The organism is Pandoraea captiosa, assembly GCF_902459775.1.
Classification (GTDB): Bacteria; Pseudomonadota; Gammaproteobacteria; order Burkholderiales; family Burkholderiaceae; genus Pandoraea; species Pandoraea captiosa.
On record NZ_CABPSQ010000005.1, the window covers coordinates 126,045 to 150,725 of the forward strand.

General features: G+C 64.0%; 25 protein-coding genes. 9 read left to right on the forward strand and 16 right to left on the reverse strand.

Translation table 11 applies throughout. The features are described 5' to 3' along the window. The first annotated feature begins 65 nt into the window (after positions 1–65). Both PCA31118_RS15705 and PCA31118_RS15710 read left to right on the forward strand, forming a co-directional pair. The gene (locus tag PCA31118_RS15705) at positions 66–404 is read left to right on the forward strand and encodes an ArsR/SmtB family transcription factor (RefSeq protein WP_150626066.1); all 339 of its coding nucleotides are present in this window, start codon (positions 66–68) and stop codon (positions 402–404) included. After that, entirely contained in the window at positions 401–925 is a 525-nt protein-coding gene (locus PCA31118_RS15710) for an SRPBCC family protein (protein ID WP_150626067.1), read from the forward strand. The genes PCA31118_RS15705 and PCA31118_RS15710 overlap by 4 nt, the downstream gene beginning before the upstream one ends. A gap of 129 nt (positions 926–1,054) precedes the next feature. On the opposite strand, the gene PCA31118_RS15715 is transcribed toward PCA31118_RS15710, so the two are convergent. The 6 genes from PCA31118_RS15715 to PCA31118_RS15740 all read right to left on the reverse strand — a co-directional run bounded on the left by PCA31118_RS15715 (position 1,055) and on the right by PCA31118_RS15740 (position 7,263). Beyond that, positions 1,055–1,756, reverse strand: a complete 702-nt coding sequence (locus tag PCA31118_RS15715; protein WP_150626068.1) for an ABC transporter ATP-binding protein — start codon at positions 1,754–1,756, stop codon at positions 1,055–1,057. Continuing rightward, positions 1,756–2,523: a high-affinity branched-chain amino acid ABC transporter ATP-binding protein LivG gene (livG, locus tag PCA31118_RS15720; RefSeq protein WP_150626069.1), complete on the reverse strand. Its 768-nt coding sequence runs from the start codon at positions 2,521–2,523 to the stop codon at positions 1,756–1,758. The genes PCA31118_RS15715 and livG overlap by 1 nt, the downstream gene beginning before the upstream one ends. Continuing rightward, positions 2,520–3,794 carry a high-affinity branched-chain amino acid ABC transporter permease LivM gene (locus PCA31118_RS15725; protein WP_150626070.1) on the reverse strand — a complete coding sequence of 425 codons (1,275 nt, stop codon included), beginning with the start codon at positions 3,792–3,794 and terminating at the stop codon, positions 2,520–2,522. The genes livG and PCA31118_RS15725 overlap by 4 nt, the downstream gene beginning before the upstream one ends. A gap of 8 nt (positions 3,795–3,802) precedes the next feature. Then, positions 3,803–4,726 carry a high-affinity branched-chain amino acid ABC transporter permease LivH gene (livH, locus tag PCA31118_RS15730; RefSeq protein WP_044454576.1) on the reverse strand — a complete coding sequence of 308 codons (924 nt, stop codon included), beginning with the start codon at positions 4,724–4,726 and terminating at the stop codon, positions 3,803–3,805. A gap of 104 nt (positions 4,727–4,830) precedes the next feature. Then, complete coding sequence (locus PCA31118_RS15735) at positions 4,831–5,943, reverse strand: branched-chain amino acid ABC transporter substrate-binding protein (RefSeq protein WP_150626071.1); 1,113 nt, start codon at positions 5,941–5,943, stop codon at positions 4,831–4,833. A gap of 414 nt (positions 5,944–6,357) precedes the next feature. Beyond that, the gene (locus PCA31118_RS15740) at positions 6,358–7,263 is read right to left on the reverse strand and encodes a LysR family transcriptional regulator (RefSeq protein WP_150626072.1); all 906 of its coding nucleotides are present in this window, start codon (positions 7,261–7,263) and stop codon (positions 6,358–6,360) included. 165 nt (positions 7,264–7,428) lie between these two features. On the opposite strand from PCA31118_RS15740, the gene PCA31118_RS15745 reads away from it, so the two are divergent. Genes PCA31118_RS15745 through PCA31118_RS15755 form a run of 3 tightly spaced genes read left to right on the forward strand, consistent with a single transcriptional unit; the run spans position 7,429 to position 9,226 of the window. Next, the gene (locus tag PCA31118_RS15745) at positions 7,429–7,638 is read left to right on the forward strand and encodes a tautomerase family protein (protein ID WP_150626073.1); all 210 of its coding nucleotides are present in this window, start codon (positions 7,429–7,431) and stop codon (positions 7,636–7,638) included. Continuing rightward, a complete protein-coding gene (locus tag PCA31118_RS15750) occupies positions 7,638–8,468 on the forward strand; it encodes a 2-keto-4-pentenoate hydratase (protein ID WP_150626074.1) in 831 nt (276 codons plus the stop codon). The genes PCA31118_RS15745 and PCA31118_RS15750 overlap by 1 nt, the downstream gene beginning before the upstream one ends. After that, the gene (locus PCA31118_RS15755) at positions 8,465–9,226 is read left to right on the forward strand and encodes a 2-keto-4-pentenoate hydratase (RefSeq protein WP_044454586.1); all 762 of its coding nucleotides are present in this window, start codon (positions 8,465–8,467) and stop codon (positions 9,224–9,226) included. The genes PCA31118_RS15750 and PCA31118_RS15755 overlap by 4 nt, the downstream gene beginning before the upstream one ends. A 106-nt stretch (positions 9,227–9,332) precedes the next feature. Here PCA31118_RS15755 and ribD read toward each other — a convergent pair whose 3' ends face one another. From ribD to hemL, 5 genes are all read right to left on the reverse strand, one after another. Further along, positions 9,333–10,427: a bifunctional diaminohydroxyphosphoribosylaminopyrimidine deaminase/5-amino-6-(5-phosphoribosylamino)uracil reductase RibD gene (gene ribD, locus PCA31118_RS15760; RefSeq protein WP_150626075.1), complete on the reverse strand. Its 1,095-nt coding sequence runs from the start codon at positions 10,425–10,427 to the stop codon at positions 9,333–9,335. Positions 10,428–10,441: 14 nt separating this feature from the next. Continuing rightward, positions 10,442–10,999 (reverse strand): TPM domain-containing protein, encoded by a 558-nt coding sequence (locus tag PCA31118_RS15765; protein WP_150626076.1) that lies wholly within the window; start codon positions 10,997–10,999, stop codon positions 10,442–10,444. Between the two features lie 5 nt (positions 11,000–11,004). After that, positions 11,005–11,910 carry a TPM domain-containing protein gene (locus tag PCA31118_RS15770; RefSeq protein WP_150626077.1) on the reverse strand — a complete coding sequence of 302 codons (906 nt, stop codon included), beginning with the start codon at positions 11,908–11,910 and terminating at the stop codon, positions 11,005–11,007. A 10-nt stretch (positions 11,911–11,920) separates the two neighbouring features. Next, positions 11,921–12,535 (reverse strand): LemA family protein, encoded by a 615-nt coding sequence (locus PCA31118_RS15775; RefSeq protein WP_150626078.1) that lies wholly within the window; start codon positions 12,533–12,535, stop codon positions 11,921–11,923. Between the two features lie 114 nt (positions 12,536–12,649). Next, positions 12,650–13,954 carry a glutamate-1-semialdehyde 2,1-aminomutase gene (gene hemL / locus PCA31118_RS15780; RefSeq protein WP_150626079.1) on the reverse strand — a complete coding sequence of 435 codons (1,305 nt, stop codon included), beginning with the start codon at positions 13,952–13,954 and terminating at the stop codon, positions 12,650–12,652. Between the two features lie 149 nt (positions 13,955–14,103). Here hemL and rnk point away from each other — a divergent pair, with 149 nt between their 5' ends. Further along, positions 14,104–14,529, forward strand: a complete 426-nt coding sequence (gene rnk / locus PCA31118_RS15785) for a nucleoside diphosphate kinase regulator (RefSeq protein ID WP_150626080.1) — start codon at positions 14,104–14,106, stop codon at positions 14,527–14,529. A gap of 90 nt (positions 14,530–14,619) precedes the next feature. Here the strand turns inward: rnk and PCA31118_RS15790 are convergent, their stop codons facing one another. After that, positions 14,620–15,222, reverse strand: a complete 603-nt coding sequence (locus PCA31118_RS15790; RefSeq protein ID WP_150626081.1) for a phosphatase PAP2 family protein — start codon at positions 15,220–15,222, stop codon at positions 14,620–14,622. Between the two features lie 627 nt (positions 15,223–15,849). Here PCA31118_RS15790 and PCA31118_RS15795 point away from each other — a divergent pair. Both PCA31118_RS15795 and mgtA read left to right on the forward strand, forming a co-directional pair. After that, positions 15,850–16,053: a hypothetical protein gene (locus tag PCA31118_RS15795; protein WP_150626082.1), complete on the forward strand. Its 204-nt coding sequence runs from the start codon at positions 15,850–15,852 to the stop codon at positions 16,051–16,053. A 78-nt stretch (positions 16,054–16,131) separates the two neighbouring features. Then, positions 16,132–18,900 carry a magnesium-translocating P-type ATPase gene (gene mgtA, locus PCA31118_RS15800; RefSeq protein ID WP_150626083.1) on the forward strand — a complete coding sequence of 923 codons (2,769 nt, stop codon included), beginning with the start codon at positions 16,132–16,134 and terminating at the stop codon, positions 18,898–18,900. A gap of 59 nt (positions 18,901–18,959) precedes the next feature. Here mgtA and PCA31118_RS15805 read toward each other — a convergent pair whose 3' ends face one another. The 4 genes from PCA31118_RS15805 to edd form a co-directional block, all read right to left on the reverse strand. Next, the gene (locus PCA31118_RS15805) at positions 18,960–19,535 is read right to left on the reverse strand and encodes a hypothetical protein (RefSeq protein WP_150626084.1); all 576 of its coding nucleotides are present in this window, start codon (positions 19,533–19,535) and stop codon (positions 18,960–18,962) included. 51 nt (positions 19,536–19,586) lie between these two features. Further along, the gene (gene dapA, locus PCA31118_RS15810; protein ID WP_174990489.1) at positions 19,587–20,468 is read right to left on the reverse strand and encodes a 4-hydroxy-tetrahydrodipicolinate synthase; all 882 of its coding nucleotides are present in this window, start codon (positions 20,466–20,468) and stop codon (positions 19,587–19,589) included. A 137-nt stretch (positions 20,469–20,605) separates the two neighbouring features. Continuing rightward, complete coding sequence (locus PCA31118_RS15815) at positions 20,606–21,001, reverse strand: hypothetical protein (protein WP_150626086.1); 396 nt, start codon at positions 20,999–21,001, stop codon at positions 20,606–20,608. Positions 21,002–21,144: 143 nt separating this feature from the next. Beyond that, positions 21,145–22,992, reverse strand: coding sequence for a phosphogluconate dehydratase (gene edd / locus PCA31118_RS15820; protein ID WP_174990490.1), 1,848 nt, complete (start codon positions 22,990–22,992; stop codon positions 21,145–21,147). Between the two features lie 114 nt (positions 22,993–23,106). On the opposite strand from edd, the gene zwf reads away from it, so the two are divergent. After that, on the forward strand, positions 23,107–24,582 hold the full coding sequence (zwf, locus tag PCA31118_RS15825) for a glucose-6-phosphate dehydrogenase (protein WP_150626087.1): 1,476 nt from the start codon (positions 23,107–23,109) through the stop codon (positions 24,580–24,582). The last annotated feature ends 99 nt before the right edge of the window (positions 24,583–24,681 follow it).

Below are 24,681 nucleotides of genomic sequence, written 5' to 3' on the forward strand. Positions count from 1 at the left end.
AACCACGGAAATCCATTGATATGAAGGTATTGACCTAAGTAATTGCGGCAACTATAGTTAGGCACATGGCTAACCAATCCATCCCCTTCGACCGAATCTTTCAGGCGCTGTCCGACCCCACACGTCGGGCGGTCGTCGAGCGCCTGACGATGGGACCGGCGTCGGTCAGCGAACTGGCGCGTCCGTTTTCCATGGCGCTGCCGTCGTTCTCGCAGCATCTGAACGTGCTGGAGGAAAGCGGGCTGGTCGTCTCGCGCAAGACCGGGCGCGTGCGAACGTACGCGCTGGAGACACAGACGCTCGCGGGCGCACAGGATTGGCTCCAGTTGCAGCGCGACAAATGGACGCGCCGCCTCGACCAACTCGACAACTATCTGCTACAGATGAAGGAGACGCGACCATGAGCCTTGCCAAGCCGTCGAATCAATCCACCCAAACCAGCCTATTCTCGGTCGATCCGAAACTGGACCTCGTCCTCGAGCGCTATGTCGATGTGCCGTGCGAGCGTGTCTGGGCGGCGTGGACGCAGCCGGAACATCTCAAGAAGTGGTTCACGCCAGCGCCTTGGAAAACGGTCGAGTGCGAGATCGATCTGCGTCCCGGCGGACGGTTTCATACCGTGATGCGCTCGCCGGAGGGGCAGGAGTATCCGAACGTCGGCTGTTATCTGGAAGTGGTCGAAAACGCGCGGCTCGTGTGGACGAACGCGGTGTTGCCCGGATATCGTCCGGCGCCCGCCCCCGAGGCCGAACATGGCGGTTTTCAGTTCACGGCGGCGGTGCTCATGGAAGCGCAGGGCAAGGGCACGCGCTACACCGCGATTGCGATTCACGGCAACGAAGCGACGCGTGCGCAGCATGAAGCCATGGGCTTCCACGACGGCTGGGGCAAGGCGCTCGATCAACTGGTCGATCTCATGAAGTGACGTCGGACCGATGTGATCGTTGTGACGAAAAAAGGGGGACGTGCCCGAAGGCGCGTCCCCCTTTTTCGTCGCCGGGTGGCGAATCACGGCATCACACGCCGCTCATGCAGCAATCATGCATGCACCCACTCATGCGCCCAAGTAAGCGCGCTTGATGTCGTCGTTGGCGAGCAGGTTATCGGCCGAATCGGCGAGCACGACACGACCGGTTTCGAGTACATAGCCGCGGTCGGCCACATGCAGCGCCTTGTTGGCATTCTGCTCCACCAGAAACACCGTCACGCCTTCCTCGCGAATCGCGCGAATGATGTCGAAGATTTGCGCGATCACGAGCGGCGCCAGACCGAGCGTCGGTTCGTCGAGCAACAGCAAACGCGGGCGGCTCATCAGGGCGCGTCCGATGGCCAGCATCTGCTGCTCGCCGCCGGACATCGTGCCGGCGCGCTGTTTGCCGCGTTGTGCCAGTCGGGGGAACAACTTGAAGACGTGGTCCATACCGGCGTCGATTTCGTCGTTGGACGCGAAGAAGCCGCCCATCTTCAGATTCTCGATGACGGTCAGGCTCGGAAACACCCGACGGCCCTCCGGCGAAATCGCCAGGCCCATGCGCATGATTTCGTGCGTCGGGCGCGCAGTGATGTCGTTGCCTTCGAACATCACACGACCGCTCGACGCGCGTGGTGTGCCGCACACGGTCATCATCAGCGTGGTCTTGCCCGCGCCGTTGCTGCCGATGAGGGTGACGATCTCGCCCTTGTTCACTTCGATCGATACGCCGCTGAGCGCCTCGACGGCCCCGTAATGGGTATGGATCTGTTCCAGCTTGAGCATTATTCCTCCCCGAGGTAGGCCTTGATGACGCGCGGGTCGTTGCGCACCTCGTCGGGCTTGCCGGTCATGATCGGCTTGCCGTGTTCCATCACGAGAATCCGGTCGGAGACCCCCATCACGAGACTCATGTCGTGTTCGATGAGCAGCACCGAAATGCCGAACTCATGGCGCAGCTTGTCGACCAGCTGCTGCAATTCGACCTTCTCCTGCGGATTCAGGCCGGCTGCCGGCTCGTCGAGCATGAGCAGGCGCGGCTCGGTGATCATGCAGCGCGCAATCTCGAGACGGCGTTGGTGCCCGTACGACAGCGTGCCCGCTTCCCGGTTGGCAACCGGGGTGAGGCCGAGGCGGTCGAGCCACATCTTGGCGCGTTCGAGCGCCTTGCGCTCCGCGCGTCGGAATGCGCCCGTGGAGAACAGCCCCTGGAGAAAGCCGGTGTGCACGGTCATGTGCTGTGCCACGAGCAGGTTCTCCACGACCGTCAACTGACGGAAGAGGCGGATGTTCTGGAACGTACGCACCAGACCGCGCCGCGCGACCATGTGGCTCGGCAGACCGGTGATATCGGCGCCATCGAGGGTGATCGTGCCGCCGGTCGGACGGTAAAAGCCGCCAACGCAGTTGAAGACGGTCGTTTTGCCGGCGCCGTTCGGGCCGATGATCGCAAAGACCTCGTTCTTGCGGACGTCGAACTCGACGCCGTCGACGGCGAGCAGACCGCCGAAGCGCATCTGCAGGCCGGAGAGTTTCAACAGTTCTGCACTCATTGCGGCAACTCCACATGCGGGCGGGTGGCAGGCAGCAGACCTTGCGGACGCCACATCATCATCAGCACCATCACCAGACCGAAGATCAGCATGCGGTACTCGGCGAAGTCGCGCGCGACTTCCGGCAGGATCGTGAGCAGAATGGCTGCGAGAATCACGCCGATCTGCGAGCCCATGCCGCCGAGCACGACCACGGCGAGAATCAGTGCCGACTCGATGAACGTGAACGACTCGGGCGTGACCAGCCCCTGACGCGCCGCGAAGAACGCGCCGGCGAGTCCGGCGAACGAGGCCCCCAGCGTGAACGCGGAGAGCTTGATGCGCGTGGGGTTCAGGCCGAGCGAGCGGCAGGCGATTTCGTCTTCGCGCAGGGCTTCCCAGGCACGGCCGATCGGCATGCGGATCAGACGGCTCGTCACGAACAGCGTGAAGCCCACCAGTGCAAACGCGAGCAGGTAGAGGAAAATCACCATGTGCGATCCGCTGTACGGCAGCCCGATCAGATCATGGAACGTTTTCGCGCCTTCGACACTGGCCGAGCGTGCCATTTCGAAGCCGAACACGCTGGGCTTCGGAATGCCCGACACGCCGTCGGGGCCGCCGGTGAGGCTGGTCAGGTTGTTGAGCAGCAGACGGATGATTTCACCGAAGCCGAGCGTCACGATGGCGAGATAGTCGCCACGCAGGCGCAGCACCGGGAAACCCAGCAGGAAGCCGAAGGTCGCCGACATGAGCGCAGCGAGCGGCAGGCATTCCCAGAACGTGAGTCCGAAGTACTGGTTGAGCAGGGCGTACGTATAACCGCCCACGGCGTAGAAGCCGACGTAACCCAGATCGAGCAGGCCCGCGAATCCTACGACGATGTTCAGGCCGAGGCCCAGCACGCAGTAGATGAGGGCGAGCGTGGCAACGTCCACCGCGCCGCGCGAGCCGATGAACGGCCACACCAGCCCGACGGCGAGCAGCACCCACATCGCGATGAGCTGCTGACGGCGGCCCATCGTGGGCATCGTCGGCAACGTCACCGCGCGTTTCGTGCGCAGCAGGAACGGCTTGATCAACTGGAAGACGAACACGATGGCGGTCGCGATCCAGACCGGACGCCAGTGTTGCTCCAGCACGACCTTGTAGCCATCGAGCTTCAGTTGCAGGCCCAGGATGGGGGCCGTGAGGATGATCGTCACGATTGCGGCGATGACCGCACCCTTGAGCGTCTCTCCTGCCGGCGCACGGTTGGCGGCGCCGGACTTCATGGTGAGTTGTTGTGTCATGGTCGACCTCAGACTTTCTCGACGTCGGGTTTGCCCAGCAGGCCGGTCGGGCGGAACAGCAGCACCAGCACCAGCAGGCAGAACGCCACGATGTCCTTGTATTCGGAGGGCATGTAGCCCGAGGCGAGCGTCTCCGCCAGGCCCAGCAGCACGCCGCCCAGCATGGCGCCGGGAATGCTGCCGATACCGCCAAGCACCGCTGCCGTGAAGGCCTTGATGCCGGCGATGAAGCCGATGTACGGATTGAGCTTGCCGATAGTCAGGCCGATCAGCACGCCGCCCACGGCCGCGAGCATGGCGCCGAGAATGAACGTGAACGAGATCACGCGATTCGTATCGATGCCCAGCAGGTTGGCCATGCGCATGTCCTCGGCGCAGGCACGGCAGGCGCGGCCCATGCGCGAGTTCGCGATGAAGAGCGTGAGCAGAATCATCAGTGCCACCGTCACCCCCACGATCAGCATGCGAGCGTAGGGAATCGTCACGGTGAAGTCGCCCATCGGAATGTCGATGGCGCCCGAGATCAGCATCGGCACGGAAACGTCACGCGCGCCCTGACCGATCTGCACGTAGTTCTGCAGGAAGATGGACATGCCGATCGCGGAGATCAGCGGTCCGAGGCGAGGTCCGCCGCGCAGCGGGCGATACGCCACCCGCTCGATCGCGAAGCCGTACAGGCCCGTGACCAGTACCGACACCAGCAGCGCTGCGCCCAGCACGAGCGGCAAGGGGTAGCCCGCCGCCGTTCCGATTGCAGTCAGAGTGACAAGCCCGACATAGGCACCGATCATGTAGATCTCGCCGTGGGCAAAGTTGATCATGCCGATGATGCCGTAGACCATTGTGTAGCCGATGGCAATCAACGCGTAGATCGCGCCCAGCGTCAGGCCATTGACCAGTTGCTGGGCGAGCTGTGGGAAAAATTCGTTCATGCGGGAAGCCTCGCGACTAGCGGGGGCCGAGCGCGAATGCGAGCCGCCCGCCGGGGGCGGCGGGCGGCTGGGGGTGATTCGCTGGCCGGTAAAGCGTCAGGGAATCAGTTGGCGGCGGTCTTGGTAGCGTCCTTGTGCCACGTGAACACCACGAACTTGAACGACTTCAGATCGCCGGCTGCGTCATACGCAACCTTGCCGATCGGCGTGTCGAACGTGTTGGCGTGGAGATACTTGGCAACCTTTTCCGAGTCCGTGCTCTTCGCGCCGGCGATGCTGTCGGCGATCAGCTTGACACCGGTATAAGCCGGCATCTGGAACGGGCCGTTCGGGTCACGCTTGGCGTCGGCGAAAGCTTTCACCAGTTTGGCGTTGGCCGGGTCCGCTGCGAAGTCGGCCGGCAGCGTCACGAGCATGCCTTCCGAGGCAGGGCCGGCGATGGCCGTCACGTCCTTGTTGCCCACGCCTTCCGGTCCCATGAACGTGGCCTTCACGCCTTGCTCACGTGCCTGACGCAACAGCAGACCCATTTCCGGGTGGTAGCCGCCGAAGTAGACGAAGTCCACGCCTTGCGACTTGAGCTTGGTGATGACCGCCGAGTAGTCCGAGTCACCGGCGTTGATGCCTTCGAACAGCACGACCGGCACCTTGGCGGCGTCCAGATCCTTCTTCACCGAGGTGGCGATGCCCTGACCGTACGACTGCTTGTCGTGCAGCACGGCGACCTTCTTCGGCTTGACCTTGTTGATGATGTACTGAGCGGCTGCCGGACCTTGCTGGTCGTCACGGCCGATCGTGCGGAAGATGAAGTGGCGCTTCTTGCCTTCGGTCAGCTGGGGTGCGGTGGCCGACGGCGTGATCATCACGACGCCTTCGTTCTCGTAGATGTCCGATGCCGGGATGGTCGAGCCCGAGCACACGTGACCGATCACATACTTGATCTTCTGGCTGACGATCTTGTTGGCGACGGCGACAGCCTGCTTCGGCTCGCATGCGTCGTCCATGAACACGGCTTCGAGCTTGTTGCCGTTGGCGCCACCAGCGGCGTTGACCTGTTCGATCGCGGTCAGCGCACCGGCCTTGACCATGTCGCCGTACTGAGCAACCGAGCCGCTGAACGGGCCGGCGATGGCGATCTTGACGGTCTCGGCGTTGGCGGCCGTTCCGAGGAGGGCGAGAGCAGCGGCGACGAACAGGGATTTGTGACGGAACTGCATTGTGGACATCTCCTTGATTTGTATTTTTTGACTACCCGCGCATGCGGGGGTCTTAATCGACTGCTGAACCTGGTCGGTATTGGATCATTCTGCCGTTGCCGGCTCGAACGATGCGCCATAGTAGCGTAATACGCCCCCCAATAGAAACAGCTATCCAGAGCCCCCTCGAAACCCGCGTGGATAAAGGGTTTCAAAAGGGTCAAAAGAAGAAAATAAGAGTCGTCACAGCAATACTCCGTAGTACTACGCAGATCAAAGCAGGGGCGCCAGCCGGCGAAATCGGCAAATCGGGGTCACGTTGATGTTCGTCGGCCGATCGCGCATCAGGACATTTTGGATACAATCCTGCGTGAATTGAAATCCAATTTGGATGTTTTGCATTCAGCCGCTGGACTCGTTCCCCTCGTTGACGGCTTACATCGGCAAGGTGTGCCGATGATTGCGCGACTGTCGTATCAGCGCGAGAAACGCGGCCAGAATCGGTGAATCGTCGTCGCGCCGGTACATGCAATTGAGCTCGATCGAGCGCAGACGCTTCGATTTCAGCGGGCGATACACCACGCCGGGCAGGCGCAGATTCGCCGCCGACTCGGTGGTCACACACACACCGAAGCGACTCGCCACCAGCGCCATCGACGTCACCACGTCCTCCACCTCCTGCTCCACGCGCAACGTGAGCCCTTCCGCGCGGAAGGCGGCCGTCACTTCCTCGGCAAGGCCGGGCACCGGCGCGTTCGGATAGAGAATCATCCGTTCGTTGTCGAGATCGGCGAGCGTGAGCGAGGCGCGCTTGCACAGCGCATGCCCTTCATAGAGCGCGACGAGAAACGGCTCGCGATGAATCCAGTCGACGACAAGATCCGGTTCGTCGGGAATCAGACGGTTAAAACCGATGGCGATGCGTCGCTCGCGCAACGCGGCGATCTGTTCCGTCTTGGAGAGGTTGTGCAGGCCGATCTTGACTTCGGGGCGCTCGGTGTGAAAGCCCGCCAGCAGCCGGGGAATGACATCGAGAATGCCCGAACTGAAAATGCCCACGTCGAGCCGCCCGATGTATCCCTCGCCGGCCAGGCGCGTTTGCTCCTCCGCCCGGCGCGTGAGCGACAGAATGTTCGGCACTTCGGCGAGCAGAGTCTGACCGGCGGCGGTGAGCGTGGCGCCCTTGGGCGTGCGCACGAACAGCGGCGTGCCCAACTGCGCTTCGAGGGCGTGGATGTGGCGGGTGAGCGGGGGCTGCGCCATGTTCAGCCGCTCGGCGGCGCGCCCGAAATGGCCTTCCTGCGCCACGGCGAGGAAGTACCGCATTTGCTTGATATCCATGTGTCGTCCTGGGCATTCGTTCCAACGCCCGATCCTGTGTCTGATACCGAAATGGTATCGGAATCTCGGAAATTGGTATTGGACGGTATCCGGTTGCGCGCGCATCATGGGCGCACGAAGCTTTCAGCACTCGTACTCGTTTGGGCATTTTCAGGGGATACCAACATGCCGATCGTACATATCAACCTGGTGGAAGGTCGAGACGACGCCACCGTGAAAGCCTGTGTGAAGGCGGTGGCACGCACGGTGCACGAGACCCTCGGCGCGCCGCTCGAATCGATTCGCGTTTTCGCCACGCAGGTCCCGGCTGCGCACTGGGCCGTGGGCGAGCGCACCAAGGATGAGCCGGCCGCGCCGGCCAAGGCAGGCGTGTGATGAGCGCTACGACACCTCGCGACGCCGCCACGCAGGCGCGTCTGCAACAGGCCGCCGACGCGCTGCTCGAAGCCGAACGTTCGCGCCGCTTCATCGCCCCGCTGCGCGAGACGTTCGCGCCGCTGACCATCGACGACGCCTACGCGATTCAGCGCATCAATACGGAACGGCGTCTGGCGGCCGGACGCCGCATCGTGGGCTGCAAGATCGGCCTGACGTCGGTTGCCGTGCAGAAGCAACTCGGCGTCGACCAGCCGGACTTCGGCATGCTTTTCGACGACATGGGCTACGGCGATGGAGAACCGATTCCGGCGTCGATCCTCACGCAACCGAAGATCGAGGCCGAGATTGCCTTCGTGTTCGGCCGCGATCTGAACGTCGACAATCCGGGACAGCTCGATGTGCTGAACGCCATCGAATACGCGCTGCCTGCGCTGGAAATCGTTGGCAGCCGCGTGGCCGACTGGAACATTCGCATTACCGATACGATCGCCGATAACGCATCGTCGTCCGCTTATGTGCTCGGCAATACGCCGAAAAAACTCTCCGAGTTCGACGTGCGCATGTGCGGCATGGTGCTGGAGCGTCGTGGCGAGCCGGTGTCGGTGGGCGCGGGCGCAGCCTGTCTGGGCAGCCCGATCAACGCCGTCGTGTGGCTTGCCCGCACCATGGCCGCCGTGGGGACACCGCTCAAGGCCGGCGATCTGGTGCTCTCCGGTGCGCTTGGCCCGATGGCCGCGGTCACTCCGGGCGACATCTTCGAGACACGCATCAACGGCCTGGGCTCGGTCCGCGCCGTCTTTGAACCTGCCAGCGAGGCTGCACGATGAGCCACATCCACGATTACGCCAAGCTGCTCGACGACGCAGCGCACTTCGCCCACGAAGTCGAACAGTTCGATACCGACAACCGGTTGTCGCTTGACGACGCCTACGCCATTCAGGCCGCCTCGCTCGCGCGCCGCGCCGAACGTGGCGAGACCCGTGTCGGCGTGAAGATGGGCTTCACCAGCCGCGCCAAGATGATTCAGATGGGACTCTCGGATGTCATCTGGGGCCGTCTGACCTCGGGCATGCAGGTCGAGGAGGGGACATCCATCGACTTCAAGCGTTACGTGCATCCGCGTGTCGAGCCGGAGATCGCCTTCATTCTGAAGAAGCCGCTCGAAGGCAACGTGACGGGCCCGCAGGCGCTCGCGGCGGTCGAGGCGATCGCACCGGCCATCGAAATCATCGATTCGCGTTACAAGGACTTCAAGTTCACGCTGCCGGAAGTGATTGCCGACAACGCATCGTCGAGCGGTTTCGTGATCGGCGCCTGGCATGACCCGCACGTCGACTTCTCGAATCTCGGGCTGGCGATGTCGATCAACGGCCGTACCGTGCAAGTCGGGTCGACGGCGGCGCTGCTGGGGCATCCGCTGCGCTCGCTGGTGGCGGCGGCGCGACTGTCGGCGGCCGCGGGCGAGCCGTTGCAGGCGGGCTGGATCGTGATGGCGGGTGGCGCCACGCCGGCCGAATACATCCAGCCGGGGCAGTACGTGTCGGTAGAAATGGAGTCGCTCGGTCGCGTGGGCTTCCACGTGTGAGCGGCGTGCGCACGGCAAGGGTTTGCCGAGCGCACGAAGAAAACGGGGGCACCGTCAGTTGCGGTGCCCCCGTTTTTGTATCGACGACTGCGATGTTCGCGCGATCTCAGCGCTTCACGCGAGCGATGACACGAAGATCGGCTTCGATCAGGCGCACGTCGGTGAACGCAAGTGCGAGGGTGTCGTCGAGCGAAGTCAGCGCAGGCAGGTTGAACATGCCCTGTGCGTCGCCGACGATGGACGGCGCAAAGTAGGCCAGCAACTCGTCCACACAGCCTTCGCGCAGCATCGAGCCGTTGAGCTTGTAGCCGGCTTCCACGTGAATTTCGTTGAACTGACGCTCACCGAGCGCGCGCATCAGCGCGGGCAGTTCGACCTTGCCGTGGGCATTGGGCAGATCGAGCACTTCCACGCCCAGATCGCGCAGACGCGACGCGCGTGCGGCGTCGCCATTGGCGCAGACCACCAGCGCGTTGCCGTCGGCGAGCACCTTGGCGGTCGGCGAGACGTCCAGATGCGAGTCGACGACGATACGCAGCGGCTGACGTGTGGTTTCCACTTCGCGTACGGTGAGCGATGGGTCGTCTTCGCGCACGGTGCCGATGCCCGTGAGAATCGCGCAGGCCCGCGCGCGCCACGCATGGCCGTCGGCGCGCGCGGCCGGACCGGTCAGCCACTGGCTCACACCGTTGTGCAGCGCGGTTTTCCCGTCGAGGCTCGCGGCGACCTTCATGCGCACCCACGGCGTGCCGCGCGTCATGCGGGCGATGAAGCCGATGTTCATCTCACGCGCTTCGTTCTCCAGCAATCCGCAGCGCACCTCGATGCCTGCCTCGCGCAACATGCCCAGACCGCGTCCGGCGACGAGCGGGTTCGGGTCTTCCATCGCGGCGATCACGCGTTTGACGCCCGCTTCGATGAGCCCCTTCGCACATGGCGGGGTGCGTCCGTAATGGCTGCACGGCTCCAGCGTCACGTAGGCGGTCGCGCCACGCACTGATTCGCCACGCGAGCGGGCGTCTTTCATCGCCTGCACTTCGGCGTGGTCCTGGCCGGCCGGCTGAGTGAAGCCTTCACCGATGACGCGCCCGTCCTGCACGATCACGCAGCCCACGCGAGGGTTCGGCGTGGTGGTAAACATTCCACGCTCGGCGAGCGCCAGCGCGCGGCGCATGTAAGCAAAATCCTGTTCGGAAAACATGAGACGTCGGATCGTCAGAGCATCAGCGGCCGGTCGGTCAGGGCATTGTCCGGGGCTGCGCCGGCCTGGGCCGGCAGGGATTCGCGCGCAATGCCGCGCAGGGTGTTCAGCGCGTCGAGCACGCTCTGGACATAGCGTTCGTCACGAAAACCGGCGCTCATCTGCGCGACCACGGCGTCCCATCGGCGCGCGGCCACCAGCGCATTGACACCCTTGTCGGCGATCAGCTCGATATCGTGATCGGCGATGTTGATGTACAGCAGTATGCCTGTGCGCTCGCTTGTGTGCGCGACCCCCAGTTGATGAAACAACTGAACGGCGCGTTGACGGCAGGTTTGCCCACGCCAGACGTTCGCCAGCGGCATGGCCGCTTCGATCACCAGACGGATCTCGCAGCGGTGTTCGCGCTCGGACGCCCGGATCGAGTGCTCCAGCGTATCGAGAGCGTTGTCGGGAAACAGCCAGCGGGCATGGGCGCGCCACGTGCCGGCGTGTCGCAACCAGCGCGAGATGTCGTGTGGCCGTTGCGGTCTTTGCGGCATCGCGATGTCCTTCTCGTGTGCTGTGGTCATGGCGCTCACCAGTTCCCCGACGAGCCGCCGCCGTCGAATCCACCGCCGCCACCGCCGCCGAAGCCACCACCGCCACCACCGCCACCACCAAAGCCGCCGCCGCCACCGCCGTCGTTACGTCCCCAGCCACCGCCGAGACCGCCACCAATGCCGCCACCGATACCGCCCCAGCCACCGGGGCCGATGCGTCCGCGCTGCCCGGTGAGCACGCGCGAGCGCGGATCGTTGGGGTCTGCGCCGGGGAGTCCGGCGCCACGGAAACGCCTGCGGCTCTCCATGAGCACCACCATCGCAATGATGAAGACGATAAAGAGCAGCGGCAGGAAATCGGACAGATCGGAATGCGGCGCGCGCGTGGCAGGCAGGTTGGGCGCCGGCAGGGCCTCGTTGTTCATGGCAGCCTGTACGGCGGCCACGCCGGCGGCCAGACCGCCGAAAAAGTCGCCCTGGCGGAAGTAGGGGGCCATGACATCGCGCAGGATACGTCCGGAGATCGCATCGGTGAGCGAGCCTTGTACGCCGCGACCGACTTCGATGCGCATCTTGCGCAGGTCGTTCGGATTGTCCTTCGCGATGAGCAGGATCACGCCGTCATCGATCCCCTTGCGGCCGGCTTTCCATGCGTCGGCCACGCGGATGCTGTACTGATCGATGGTCTCGGGCGCCGTGCTCGGCAGCATCAGAATGAAGATCTGGCTGCCGCGCTGCTGTTCATACTGCGCGAGCTGATTTTCCAGGGCGTTGCGCTGCTCGGGCGTGAGCGTGCCGGTCAAGTCGGTCACACGGGCGGTGAGTGCGGGCACGGCGACCAGCGCGTCGGCGCCGGCCGGCAGCGCCAGCGAGCACAGACTCGCCAGCGCAAGCGCCCACAAGATCCACAGCAAACGCTTCGACTGAAGGAAAGCCGCCATCGCGGGGTCCTCAGAACTTGACGGCCGGTGCCGTGGAGATGGCCTTTTCGTTGTCCACCGTGAAATTCGGCTTCGTGGCGTAGCCGAACACCTTCGCCGTCAGATTGTTGGGGAACTGACGCACATACACGTTGTAGTCCTGCACCGCCTGAATGTAGCGGTTGCGTGCCACGGTAATGCGGTTCTCCGTGCCTTCGAGCTGCGATTGCAGGTCCCGGAACAGCCCGTCAGCCTTCAGGTTCGGATAGTTCTCAGAGACGGCCATCAAACGCGACAGCGCACCGGAGAGCTCGCCCTGCGCCTGCTGGAAGCGCTTGAACGCTTCCGGGTCGTTGAGCGTCTCCGGCGTGACCGTAATGCTCGTCGCCTTGGCGCGCGCATTGATCACCTCCGTGAGCGTGGCTTGCTCGTGCGAAGCGTAGCCCTTCACGGTGTTGACCAGATTCGGCACCAGGTCGGCGCGTCGCTGGTACTGGTTCACGACTTCGCTCCACGAGGCCTTGACCGCTTCGTCCTTGACCTGAATTTCGTTGTAGCCGCAGGCGGACAGCAACGACGCGAGCAGTCCCAGCGCGAGCCAGCGCAGGAACGATTGGCGGAGCTTGATCGGCAGCAACGTCTGCATGATGTTTCCCCTTGTTATGGCCGGGCCGATGTCAGACCGGTCCGGCAGATCCAGCGATTTCGCAATGTGTGGCACGTGCCACGCAGCCCATGGTAGACGGGCGCAGAACAGCGCTTAGGCAATCGTCCCAAAGGCGTCGCGCGCCGCGTCGATCGTCGCATCGATGATCGTGTCGTCGTGCGTGGCGGAAACGAAGCCCGCTTCGAACGCGCTCGGCGCCAGATAGACGCCCCGATCGAGCATGGCGTGGAAAAACTTGTTGAAGCGAGCCACGTCCGACGTCGTGACTTCTGCGAAGCTTTGCGGCACGCTGGCTCGGAAATACAGCCCGAACATGCCGCCGACGCTGTCGCCGGAGAACGGCACGCCCGCTGCCTGCGCGGCGTCGACCAGTCCGGTCACCAGCTTCGAGGTGCGCTTGGCCAGATCTTCATAGAAGCCCGGTGCCTGAATCAGCTTGAGCGTGGCCAGACCTGCGGCCACCGCCAGCGGGTTGCCCGAGAGGGTGCCGGCCTGATAGACGCCGCCGAGCGGCGCCAGATGCGACATGATGTCGCGGCGTCCGCCGAAGGCCGCCGCAGGCATGCCGCCGCCGATGACCTTGCCCAGGCACGTGAGGTCGGCCGTAATGCCGTAAAGCGCCTGCGCGCCGCCCAGCCCGACACGGAATCCGCACATCACTTCGTCGAAGATCAGCACGGCGCCGTGAGCCGTGCACAACTCGCGCAATGTCTGAAGGAAGTGGCGCGAACCGCGCACGAGGTTCATGTTCCCGGCAACCGGCTCGACGATCACCGCGGCAATCTCGCTGCCCTGACCCGCGAACAGTTCACGCAACTGATCGACGTTGTTGTACTCCAGCACGAGCGTGTCGCGGGTGACTTCCTGCGGCACACCGGCCGAGGACGGTGCATTGCGCGTCGAATCGGCGAAGGTGAGCAGGCCCGAGCCGGCCTTGACCAGCAGGCTGTCGGCATGACCGTGATAGCAGCCTTCGAACTTGACGATCTTGTTGCGGCCCGTGAAGCCGCGCGCCAGACGCAGCGCGCTCATGGTCGCTTCGGTGCCCGACGACACCAGACGCACTTGCTCGATGGACGGCACGAGACGGCAGATTTCCTCGGCCATCACGACTTCGGCCTGCGTTGGCGCGCCGAAGCTGAAGCCTTGCGACATGGCGCTCTGCACGGCAGCGACGACTTCCGGATGCAGGTGGCCGACGATCATCGGTCCCCATGAACCGATGTAATCGATGTAACGCACGCCTTCGGCGTCCCACATGTAGGGGCCTTGCGCACGGGCGATGAAGCGGGGCGTGCCACCCACCGAACGGAAGGCACGCACGGGCGAGTTCACACCGCCGGGAATGGTTTGCTGGGCGCGCTCGAACAGCGCGGCATTGGTCGTGGTTTCGGACATGGGTTCAGCTCTGCGGCGCGACGGCCTATTCACCTTAATGCGTCGATTCTAGCGGATGGCGCCAAAGTCCGGGACTTCTCCCGGCGCGGGGCTTCTGTTAGATTGAAGGCACCTTTACTCAATGCCAAGGAAATTCAAGGCCCGTCGACATGTCCACCGCCAACTCGCAACGTCCTCCGATCACTGTCTCGTCTCTCGACCTCGATCGTCTTTATTCGGTCATCGAGAATGCGCCGCGCACGGCCCTGCCGTATGTGGAGGCACTCGAAACAGAGCTCGCCCGTGCGAGCGTCGTCGACCCGGAGCAAATGCCGGCCGACGTCGCCACGATGAATTCGGTGGTGCGCTATCGTGACCTCGCCACGCAGCAGGAGCATCGCGTAACGCTCGTGTATCCGCAGCATCTTGCCGCCACCGAAAACGGTATTTCGGTGCTGGCGCCGGTCGGCAGCGCCTTGCTGGGCCTGCGCGTCGGCCAGTCGATTCACTGGCAGGTGCCGGGTGGCCATCTGATCGAGCTCGAACTGCTCGGCCTCGATTACCAGCCGGAAGCCGCTGGCGAATATCACCGCTGATTCATCTCTGCGCAGCACCACTGGGAGATTCGGATCTCCCGAGTCTCCCAAGCCTCCTTCCTGTTTTTTTCCGCTCCCGCCTTTTTTCGCTTAGCGACGCAGCCAGCCGCGCGCAATCGGCCACGCCATCAGGCGTCGATAAATGCCTTCGAGGATCGCCGCGACGATGCGGCTCGTCTCCCTTGCGCTTGCAGTGCGCATGATGAGCGCGGTCACGATCGATACGATCAGCGCACCGAACATATCGATCGGCCAGTGCACACCGAGGTAGATGCGCGCCCAGCACACCGGCAGCGCACAAATCAGCAGCAGTTTGCCAAGCAGGCGCGGCGTGCGTGCGGCCGTGCCCATCAGGACGAATGCGGCGGTGAACATGATCGCGCCGTGGTTGCTCGGAAACGCGCTCGTCGGCGCATGCGGCAGCAGATTCGTGCCGAGCCCGACAACGAACGGGCGCGGTTCGAACCACGCCAGTCCGATAACGAAGTTGATCAGCAACACGAGGGCAATGCCCAGCAGGCCGTGAACGCCACCTTCACGGTCCCGGCCGCCCGCGAGCCAGAGCGTGACGAGCCCGACCGGCAGCAGCACGATCAGATATTTGGCCAGGAAGACGGCGAGGGCCAATTCGCCTTCGCTCACATTCGGCGAGGCGTTGATGGCGAGGAAGAGGGCGCGATTGAGTGAATCCATGAACTCCGGGGTTTTCGAATACCTGCCGGACGTTCGGGACACTGCTGGCTAGCGGGCGCCTAAGCGCGGGCAAGGAAGGGCATGAAAGGACTCGGAAGTCCCGATGCGGCAGCGGACCGTCGGCCGCCGGCCGGCGGTTTGTGACGATTGGATGACAGATTCTGGCCGAGCCGTCGTGCGGAGGAAAGTGCCATTTGTCATCATTTTGTAACACCGTGAATTGTCACTTTTCTTTCGACGCTCTCGGAGGTAGAATCGCGCCGTCATAGCTCTCAGGAGGTCCTTCCGTGGACAGTAGTTCTAGTGGTAGTTGCCGGTCGACCGAAGTCGACATCACCACCGCGAGTTAGTCCCCGGGATCTTCCCAGCCGCTAACTCGCATCGTCGGGTTGGCGCGCACCTCAGACGTACGTTTCGTTTGTCCGAACCCTTTCGCCGCAAATATTGCGCGACGAAGGGCGTTTTTGGGCCCTGCCGATAGCGTCCGTCTTTCGTAGCACGCTCCCTTATTGGTTTTACATCTGCCGTTCGGGCTGTCCCGTCGTGCGTGTGTGTTCGCGTGGTTTTCATCGAAACGCGATCGCGACGCCTGCGTCGGACGGACGCCGCGCGGCCGGGAGATTCATCGTGTTCCGTTATTCCATGACCCTGCGCGGAGGTAATCCGCAAGCCCTGATGCTGCCGCCCGAGTGCCTGCATCACTATCACGTCGATCCGCATGGCGACGCCGCACCGGCCAATGCCACGTCCGCGCGTTCCGGTGCTGTGGGGCGTGCCGCGCAGTGGCTGCGCGCGCTCGTGCGCCGCCACGCCCCGACCCGGCACGGCTGAGGCCGCGCCCGTTTTTCATCGTCATTTGGGGGGCGCTGGCGCCAACACCGGCGTCCCCCGCCATTCAGGATGTATCCGATGCAACAAGCTCTCACGCTCAGCGAGCGACTGATTGCGGTGCTTGGCGCGCGCCTCGGCCTGCGCTTTTTCCGTCGCCGCGACATGCTCGAAACCCTCGATGCGCCCGCGCACGGCCACGAGGCACCACCGGGTCTGCTTCAGGCCGCCCGCGACACCGGGCCGGATTTGCTCGCCCGCCTGCGCACCACGCGCAACGGCCTGTCCGACGACGAAGCCGCCACGGTGCGTGCCCACGTCGGCTCCAACGAGGTCGAGCATGAAAAGCCGCTGCCCTGGTGGCGTCATCTCTTTCACTGCTACCGCAACCCGTTCAACTTGCTGCTCACTGCGCTGGCCGCTGTGTCTTACGCGACCGACGACACCGAGGGAACGATCATCATCGCGTCGATGGTGATCATTTCCACGGTGTTGCGATTTGTGCAGGAAGCCCGTTCGAACAAGGCGGCGGAGAAGCTCAAGGCCATGGTGAGCACCACGGCGACGGTGTTGCGTCGCGAATCGTCGGCAGACGGCACGACCGAATCCGACAACGTGCGCCACATCGCGCCGGTGGGCCGTACGGGGCATATGGGCCGCATGGGACGCGAAGTCGCGCTGGCCGAACTGGTGCCGGGCGACATCGTGCTGCTCGCGGCCGGCGACATGATTCCGGCCGACGTGCGCATTCTCTCGGCGAAAGACTTGTTCGTCTCGCAATCGGCGCTCACGGGCGAAGCGTTGCCCGTCGAGAAATTCGCACACCCGTGCGAGACGGGCGGGAGCAACCCGCTCGAATACGACAATCTGGCCTTCATGGGAACGAACGTCGTCAGCGGTTCGGCCACGGCGGTGGTGGTAGCCACGGGCGCACGCACGTTCTTCGGCTCGCTCGCCGAACGGGTGACGGCGCAGCAGCCCACGGTGACCTCCTTCCAGCAAGGGGTGAACCGCGTGTCGTGGGTGCTCATTCGCTTCATGCTCGTGATGACTCCCATCGTCCTGCTCATCAACGGTTTCACGAAGCACGACTGGCTCGAAGCGTCGCTTTTCGCCCTGTCCGTGGCCGTGGGGCTCACGCCTGAAATGCTGCCGATGATCGTGACGGCCACGCTCGCCAAGGGCGCCGTCGTGCTCTCGCGCAAGAAGGTCATCGTCAAGCGGCTCGATGCGATTCAGAACTTCGGCGCAATGGACGTGCTGTGCACCGACAAGACGGGCACGCTCACGCAGGACAAGATCTGCCTGGAGCGTCACACCGACGTGTGGGGCAATTTCTCCGAGTACGTGCTCGAATACGCCTACCTGAACAGCTTCTATCAGACCGGTCTGAAGAACCTGCTCGACGTGGCCGTGCTCGACCATGCCGAGATGCACCAGCGTCTGGACGTGGTCAATCGTTACCGCAAGATCGACGAAATCCCGTTCGACTTTCAGCGTCGCCGCATGTCGGTGGTGGTGAGCGAGAACGGCGATCACCATGAGCTGATCTGCAAGGGGGCGGTGGAAGAGGTGATGGCCGTCTGCAATCGCGTGCAGCACGGCGCGAACATCGAGCCGCTCACGCCCGACGTTCTCGCGCGCCTGCGCCGCGTGACGGCCGACCTGAACGCTGAGGGATTGCGGGTGGTGGCCGTGGCCACACGCCACCTGCCGCCCGTGCGCGAGCGATACAGCGTGGCGGACGAAAGCGAACTCGTGCTCGTTGGCTACATTGCCTTCCTCGATCCGCCCAAGGAGTCGACGTCGCCTGCCCTGGCGGCGCTCGCCGCGTCGGGCGTGCAGGTGAAGGTGCTCACCGGCGACAACGATCTCGTGACGGCAAAGGTCTGCCGCGAAGTGGGCCTGACGGTGACGGGCTGCGTGCTGGGCGACGACGTCGAAGCGATGAGCGACGCCGAACTCGCGCAGACGGTCGAGCGCGCCAACGTCTTCGCAAAGCTCACGCCGGCACACAAGGAGCGCCTCGTTCGCACGCTGCGTGCGAATGGCCACGTCGTCGGCTTCATGGGTGACGGCATCAACGACGCGCCGGCGTTGCGTGCAGCGGATATCGGCATTTCCGTCGACACGGCGGTGGACATTGCCAAGGAAGCGGCCGACCTGATCCTGCTGGAGAAGAGTCTGATGGTGCTGGAGCAGGGCGTGATCGAGGGGCGTCGCACGTTCGCCAACATGCTCAAGTACATCAAGATGACGGCCAGCTCGAATTTCGGCAATGTCTTCTCGGTGCTGATCGCCAGCGCGTTCCTGCCCTTCCTGCCGATGTTGCCGTTGCAGTTGCTCACGCAGAATCTGCTCTACGATCTGTCGCAGACCACGATTCCGTTCGATCACGTCGACAGCGAACAACTCACGCATCCACAACGCTGGAACCCTGCGGACCTGTCGCGCTTCATGGTGTTCTTCGGCCCCATCAGTTCGATCTTCGACGTGCTGACGTTCGTGGCGATGTGGCACCTCTTCGGCGCGAACAGCACGGAGCATCAGACACTGTTCCAGTCCGGCTGGTTCGTGGAAGGGCTGCTCTCGCAGACGCTCATCGTCCACCTGATCCGCACGCGTCGTCTGCCGTTCATCCAGAGTCGCGCTGCATGGCCGTTGCTGCTGATGACGGGCGCGGTGATGCTGATCGGCATCATGCTGCCGATGTCGCCGTTCGCCGACACCTTCCGGATGCAGGCATTGCCGCTCGCCTATTTCCCGATGCTCGCTGCGATCCTGCTGGCCTATGCCGTGCTCACGCAGTGGATGAAGGGGATATTCGCGCGACGTTTCGGATGGCAGTGACGTCGGGGGCGACGTTCGACCACCGGTCGACCGGCGATCAATCGATACGCGAATCGCGGTCAGTTCGAGTGTAGTCGTATCGACTGGCCCTTCGACACCGATCCACGGAGGCCGGACTCCAAACGCGCATCGCGAAGGGCTCCCCGACGCCCGTCCCCATGCGCTTCGATACGACGTTTGGGCGAGACGACGATGCCCAGTTCCGCGTAGAGCTCGTCGAGCGCTTCGCGCGTGCCAACGAGCAGCGCCGTTGTCTGTCCGCTGATGTCCGTGATGAGGCTGACGAGCGTCTGACCCTGACACGTTTCGCGTGCCGCGACGAATTGCGTCGAAGTCAGCGCGGCAAGTGTGGCGAAACGCTCGGCCTGCACGAGACCGTTGATCTGGAAGACCGGTTGTGCGGCGCCGGTGGCGCGGCGTGCAAGGCGCACGTTCACGCCGTCGCTGCAGGCGCCGAGCGCCGCGAACAGTTTTTCTCGTCCCTGCGCGCCGAGCGCGCAAGGGTCGCCGTGAACCCAACGCGAGATCGTGTTGCCCGTGATCCCGGTCGCGTATGCGAGTCGTGCCAGCGTGGTGCCCGAGAGCTTGATCAGCAAACGGGCGACGGTGCGGTGGCGCTGTTCGATGTCATCCATAACGAGTGTCCTGTCATGAGGGGAGCCGGCGCAGTGGCATGAATTTGGCGCTCAGAACGCCATCGTCACTTCGAGTTGCGCGTCGATATCCTTGCGAAGCCCGGCGGAACACGGCATGAGCGGGCGGCGCACCGTCTCGGAACAGAGTCCGAGCGAGGTGAGCGCTGCTTTGATGGCGACGGGGTTGGGCTCGACGAACAGACGCCGGATCAGCGGCTTCATGCCGTTGAACAGCGTGGTCGCACGATCCATGTCGCCTTCGCAGACATAGCGGATCAATTTCAGATACAGATCGGGGCGTATATGGGCCGCCGCCGAGATGCAGCCGACCGCGCCGGCTTGCAGCGCAGGCAGGATCTGCATGTCGTCGCCGCACAGCACGCGCATGGTCACTTGCGAAGGCAAGTGCGTGAGGGGATGCGCATCGCACTCCTTGATGGCGGCGAACGATTCGTGCGACGCCAGTTCGCGAATCGTCTCGACACCGAGCGTCACGCCGGTGCGCAGCGGCACGTTGTAGAGCACGAGCGGCTTGCGCGTGCCTGCGGCGAGCGTGCGGTAGTGCCAGAGAATGCCCTCCTGCGAGGGGCGAAGGTAATACGGCGGCGGCACGAGATACCCGGCGAGCGGCAGGTCGTCCAGACTGCGAATCTGCCGCGCGGCATTTGTCGTGTCGGCCGCGCCGACACCGGCGAGCACCGGGGCGTGACCGTGGGCGAGGTGGCAAGCCGTCTCCACGAGCCAGCGGCGCTCGTCATCGTGCAGCAGTGTGCCTTCGCCCGTGGTCCCGGCGACGACGAGGCCGTTCACACCGGCAGCGAGGTAGTAGTCGACCAGACGGGCGAAAGCGTTGTGGTCGATCTGGGCGCCATTGGCGCCGGTCATGGGCGTGACGAGTGGAACCCACACGCCTTCGAAGATGGCAGTGTTCATGGCTGAAGAAGCGATATCGGGGATATCCGATGAGGCGGGTCGGAGAAGTCGAGTTGTCGCGTTGACGAGCGTGCGAACTGGCGAATTGGCGAATTTGCGCGAGGCGTCGCGAATGCGTCCGGCTAACATGGGCCCGCTTACGCGGCAGGGCGCAGACGAAGCGCGCCGAACTCGGCTTCAGGCAGCGATTGCATGACGACGTGCATCGCATGCGACGCTTCGACGCGCGGCAGGGCAATCGACACTACGGCGGCCGTATCGCGGCGGATCGGCCGAATCGTCTCGACACGCCAGGGCAGCGGCAGGCTCATCGCCAGCGTCACGGCCAGCGAAGAGACGGCTGCGCGGCTGAGCGTAATGTCGAGCGTGGCGTCGAGGCGCGCGCGGGGATTGAATCGGTGGCGTTGCCGTGTGGTGGGTAAGGCGCTTACAGCAGGCAAGGCAGAGGTGAGGGCGCCGGTGTCGGCGAAAGCGGCAGCGGCGGTGTTCGCACCGGGAGGTTCGAGGCTGGCGCGTTGAGCGATGGCAGGCATGGCAACGTGTCGTTTGGCGACGGAAGTGACAACGAGGCCAGTCTAGGGAGGCGCGGGTAAAAAAGGCGTCAAGATTTCGACGCCTTCATTGCTCTCCATTGTCATTCATTGGCATTCGTTGCGCCGCCATCGACGCGGTGACATCAGTCCTGCTTCGGATACTGTGCGTCGTTGAACAGCACGCACGCGCCGTGGGGCGCCGCACCGACATTGTTGCGGAACAGCGCGAAGAGGTTGCGCCACGGGTCGAACGGTCGTTGCGGCACGGGCTCCGGCGTTCGTGCGGCGAGCGTGGCGTCGTCGACCTCGCAGGTCAGCGTGTTCGTCTCGCAGTCGATGGTGATGATGTCGCCGTCCTGCACGCGTGCGAGCATGCCGCCCTGCTCGGCTTCCGGCGACAGGTGGATGGCCGCGGGGACCTTGCCGGACGCCCCCGACATGCGCCCGTCGGTCACGAGCGCCACGTGGTGGCCTTCGTCCTGCAGCAAGCCGAGCATGGGCATGAGTTTGTGCAGCTCAGGCATGCCGTTCGCGCGCGGACCCTGGAAGCGTACGACCACCACGACGTCGCGTGTGAGCTCGCCTGCCTTGAACGCCGCCTGCGCCGACTCCTGATCCGAGAACACACGTGCCGGCGCGCGCACTTTCTGATGTTCGGGCTTCACGGCGGACGACTTGATCACGGCGCGCCCGAGGTTGCCGGCCAGCATGCGCAGTCCGCCTTCCGGCGCGAAGGGCCGCGATGCCGGTCGCACGATGGTCTCGTCGAGACTCTCTGCGGGCGCCTCCTGCCACGACAGCACGTCGTCGCGCAGGAAGGCTTCCTGCGTGTAGGCGCGTAGGCCATGCCCCATGACGGTGGTCACGTCGTTGTGCAGAAAACCCGCGTCGAGCAATTCACGGATGAGGAAGCTCAGGCCACCGGCTGCGTGGAACTGATTCACGTCGGCCTTGCCGCTCGGGTAGACGTGTGCGAGCAGCGGCGTGACGTCAGACAGTTCGGCGAAGTCCTGCCAGTCGAGCAGAATGCCGCCCGCGTGCGCCATTGCAACGAGATGCAGCGTGTGATTGGTGGAGCCACCGGTGGCGAGCAGGCCGACCACGCCGTTGACGAAGGCCCGCTCGTCGAGAATTTGCGAGGTGTTGATGCCGGACTTCGCAAGCGCCACGGCGCGGGCGGTGGCGGCTTGCGTCAGCGCGTGACGCAGCGGTGTGTGCGGATTGACGAACGACGACCCCGGCAAGTGCAGTCCCATGAATTCCATGAGCATCTGATTGCTGTTGGCCGTGCCGTAAAAGGTGCAGGTGCCTTCGGTGTGATAGGCGGAGAGTTCGGCGTCGAGCAGCGCCGCGCGGGTCACGCGACCGGCAGCGTACTCCTGCCGGATGCGCGACTTCTCGTCGTTGGGCAGGCCCGAAGGCATCGGGCCTGCCGGGCTGAACACCGCCGGCAGATGCCCGAACGCCTGTGCGGCGATGACCAGACCCGGCACGATCTTGTCACACACGCCGAGGAACATGGCCGCGTCGAACATCTGATGCGAGAGCGCTACGACCGACGCCATTGCAATCACGTCTCGCGAGAACAGCGAGAGCTCCATGCCCGCATAACCTTGCGTCACGCCGTCGCACATGGCGGGCACGCCGCCTGCGACCTGCGCGCTCGCGCCATGTGCGCGGGCGGCGGATTTGATGATGTCGGGGAATTCGGCGAACGGTGCGTGCGCCGAGAGCATGTCGTTGTAGGCGGTGACGATGCCGATGTTGGGAATGCGCTCGGAACGGATCTTGAGCCGATCGTCGGCGGGCGCCGCCGCGAGCGCGTGGGCCAGATTGGCGCAGCCGATCTTTTCGCGCCCAGGCTGTCCCTGCGTGGCACGCGCCACGCCTTCCAGATATGCCTGACGGGACGACCGGCTGCGCTCGATCAGGCGCTCGGTCACGCGTTGTACCACCGGATGCAGGGACACGTTGTGTGAGAACTGGGTCATGGTTGCATCGCCGTTGATGTAGTCAAAGCACGAGAATTTGTTGATTTGCAGTGTAGTTAAACTACAATGCAGTGTCAAAGTTGCGCCTTCCCAGTGACACGTGGACGTCTTCTCATGAACACGCCTTCACCCTATACCTTTGTGTTGTTCGGCGCCACCGGCGATTTGTCGTTGCGCAAAGTCCTGCCCTCGCTGTTCCGCGCATTCCGTACCGGGCAGTTGGGCCCGGAGCATGCCTCGGACGCCGGCCGCATACTCGCCGTCGCGCGCAAGCCGATGGATGCTTACGGATATCACGCATGGTGCGAGGAACATGTGCGCAAGCACATCAAGCCCGACGTCTGGGACGAGGGCGCCTGGCAGCGCTTTCTCGCGACCATCGACTACATGCCGCTCGATCTCGGCCGTGAGGCAGAATTCGGGGTTCTGGCCGAGCGCCTGGCAAAGCGTCCGGGCGTGCGCATCTTCTATCTGGCCACCGGTCCGTCGCTGTTCATTCCCATTTGCGAAGGGCTGCGCAGCGCCAGGCTCAACGAAAACAGCCGGATCGTGCTCGAAAAGCCGCTCGGCCACGATCTGGCCTCGTCCGAAGCGATCAACGACGCCGTAGGCGCGATCTTCCGCGAAGACCAGATTTACCGCATCGATCATTACCTCGGCAAAGAGGCGGTGCAGAACCTGCTCGCGCTTCGTTTCGGCAATGCGATCTTCGAGCCGCTGTGGCGTCGCGAACTGATCGACAGCATTCAGATCACGATTGCCGAGGAGATCGGTGTCGAAGGTCGCGGCGAGTTCTACGAACAGACCGGCGCGCTGCGCGACATGGTGCAGAACCACTTGCTGCAACTGCTCGCGATCGTTGCCATGGAGCCGCCGCTTTCGATGGATGCCGACGCCGTGCGCGACGAAAAGATGCGCGTGTTGCGCTCGTTGCGGCAACTGGACGACGAGAGCGTTGCGCGTAACGTGGTGCGAGGCCAGTACGGCGGCGGGGCGATCGGCAAGGCGGCCGTGCCCGCCTATACGGACGAGCCCGGCGTGCCGTCCGACAGCCAGACGGAAACGTTCGTCGCGCTCAAGGCCGACATCGACAACTGGCGGTGGGCAGGCGTGCCGTTCTTCCTTCGCACGGGCAAGCGTCTGGGCGAGCGGGTGGCGGAGATCGTCGTCAACTATCGCGCGACCCCGTATGCGCTGCTCGGCGAGGCCACGGCGCAGCCCGGCGTGAATCGTCTGGTGATCCGACTGCAACCGAACGAGTCGATTCGTCTGTACTGCCTGGCCAAGCAGCCCGGCGAAGGCATGACACTGCAATCGGTTCATCTGGACCTCGCGTTCGACCAGTTCTTCAAGGGACACCGCATGGACGCGTACGAGCGCCTGTTGCTCGACGTCATCAACGGTCGCCTTGCGCTCTTCGTGCGACGTGACGAACAGGAGCAGGCATGGCGTTGGGTCGCGCCGGTGCAGGCGTACTGGTCGCGCCAGCACAAGGGACCCAAGCGCTACGCCGCCGGCACATGGGGGCCGCCCGCTGCGAGCGCCCTGCTCGCGCAGTACGGCAGAAGCTGGGTCGAAGAGGACAACTGATCGATCCCTGCGACGTTCGCGACAAGCATGACCGAGACGGATCGCCGCATTGGCACACGCGGCACTTGCGCGGTACTTGCACGGTACACGCGCGACAAA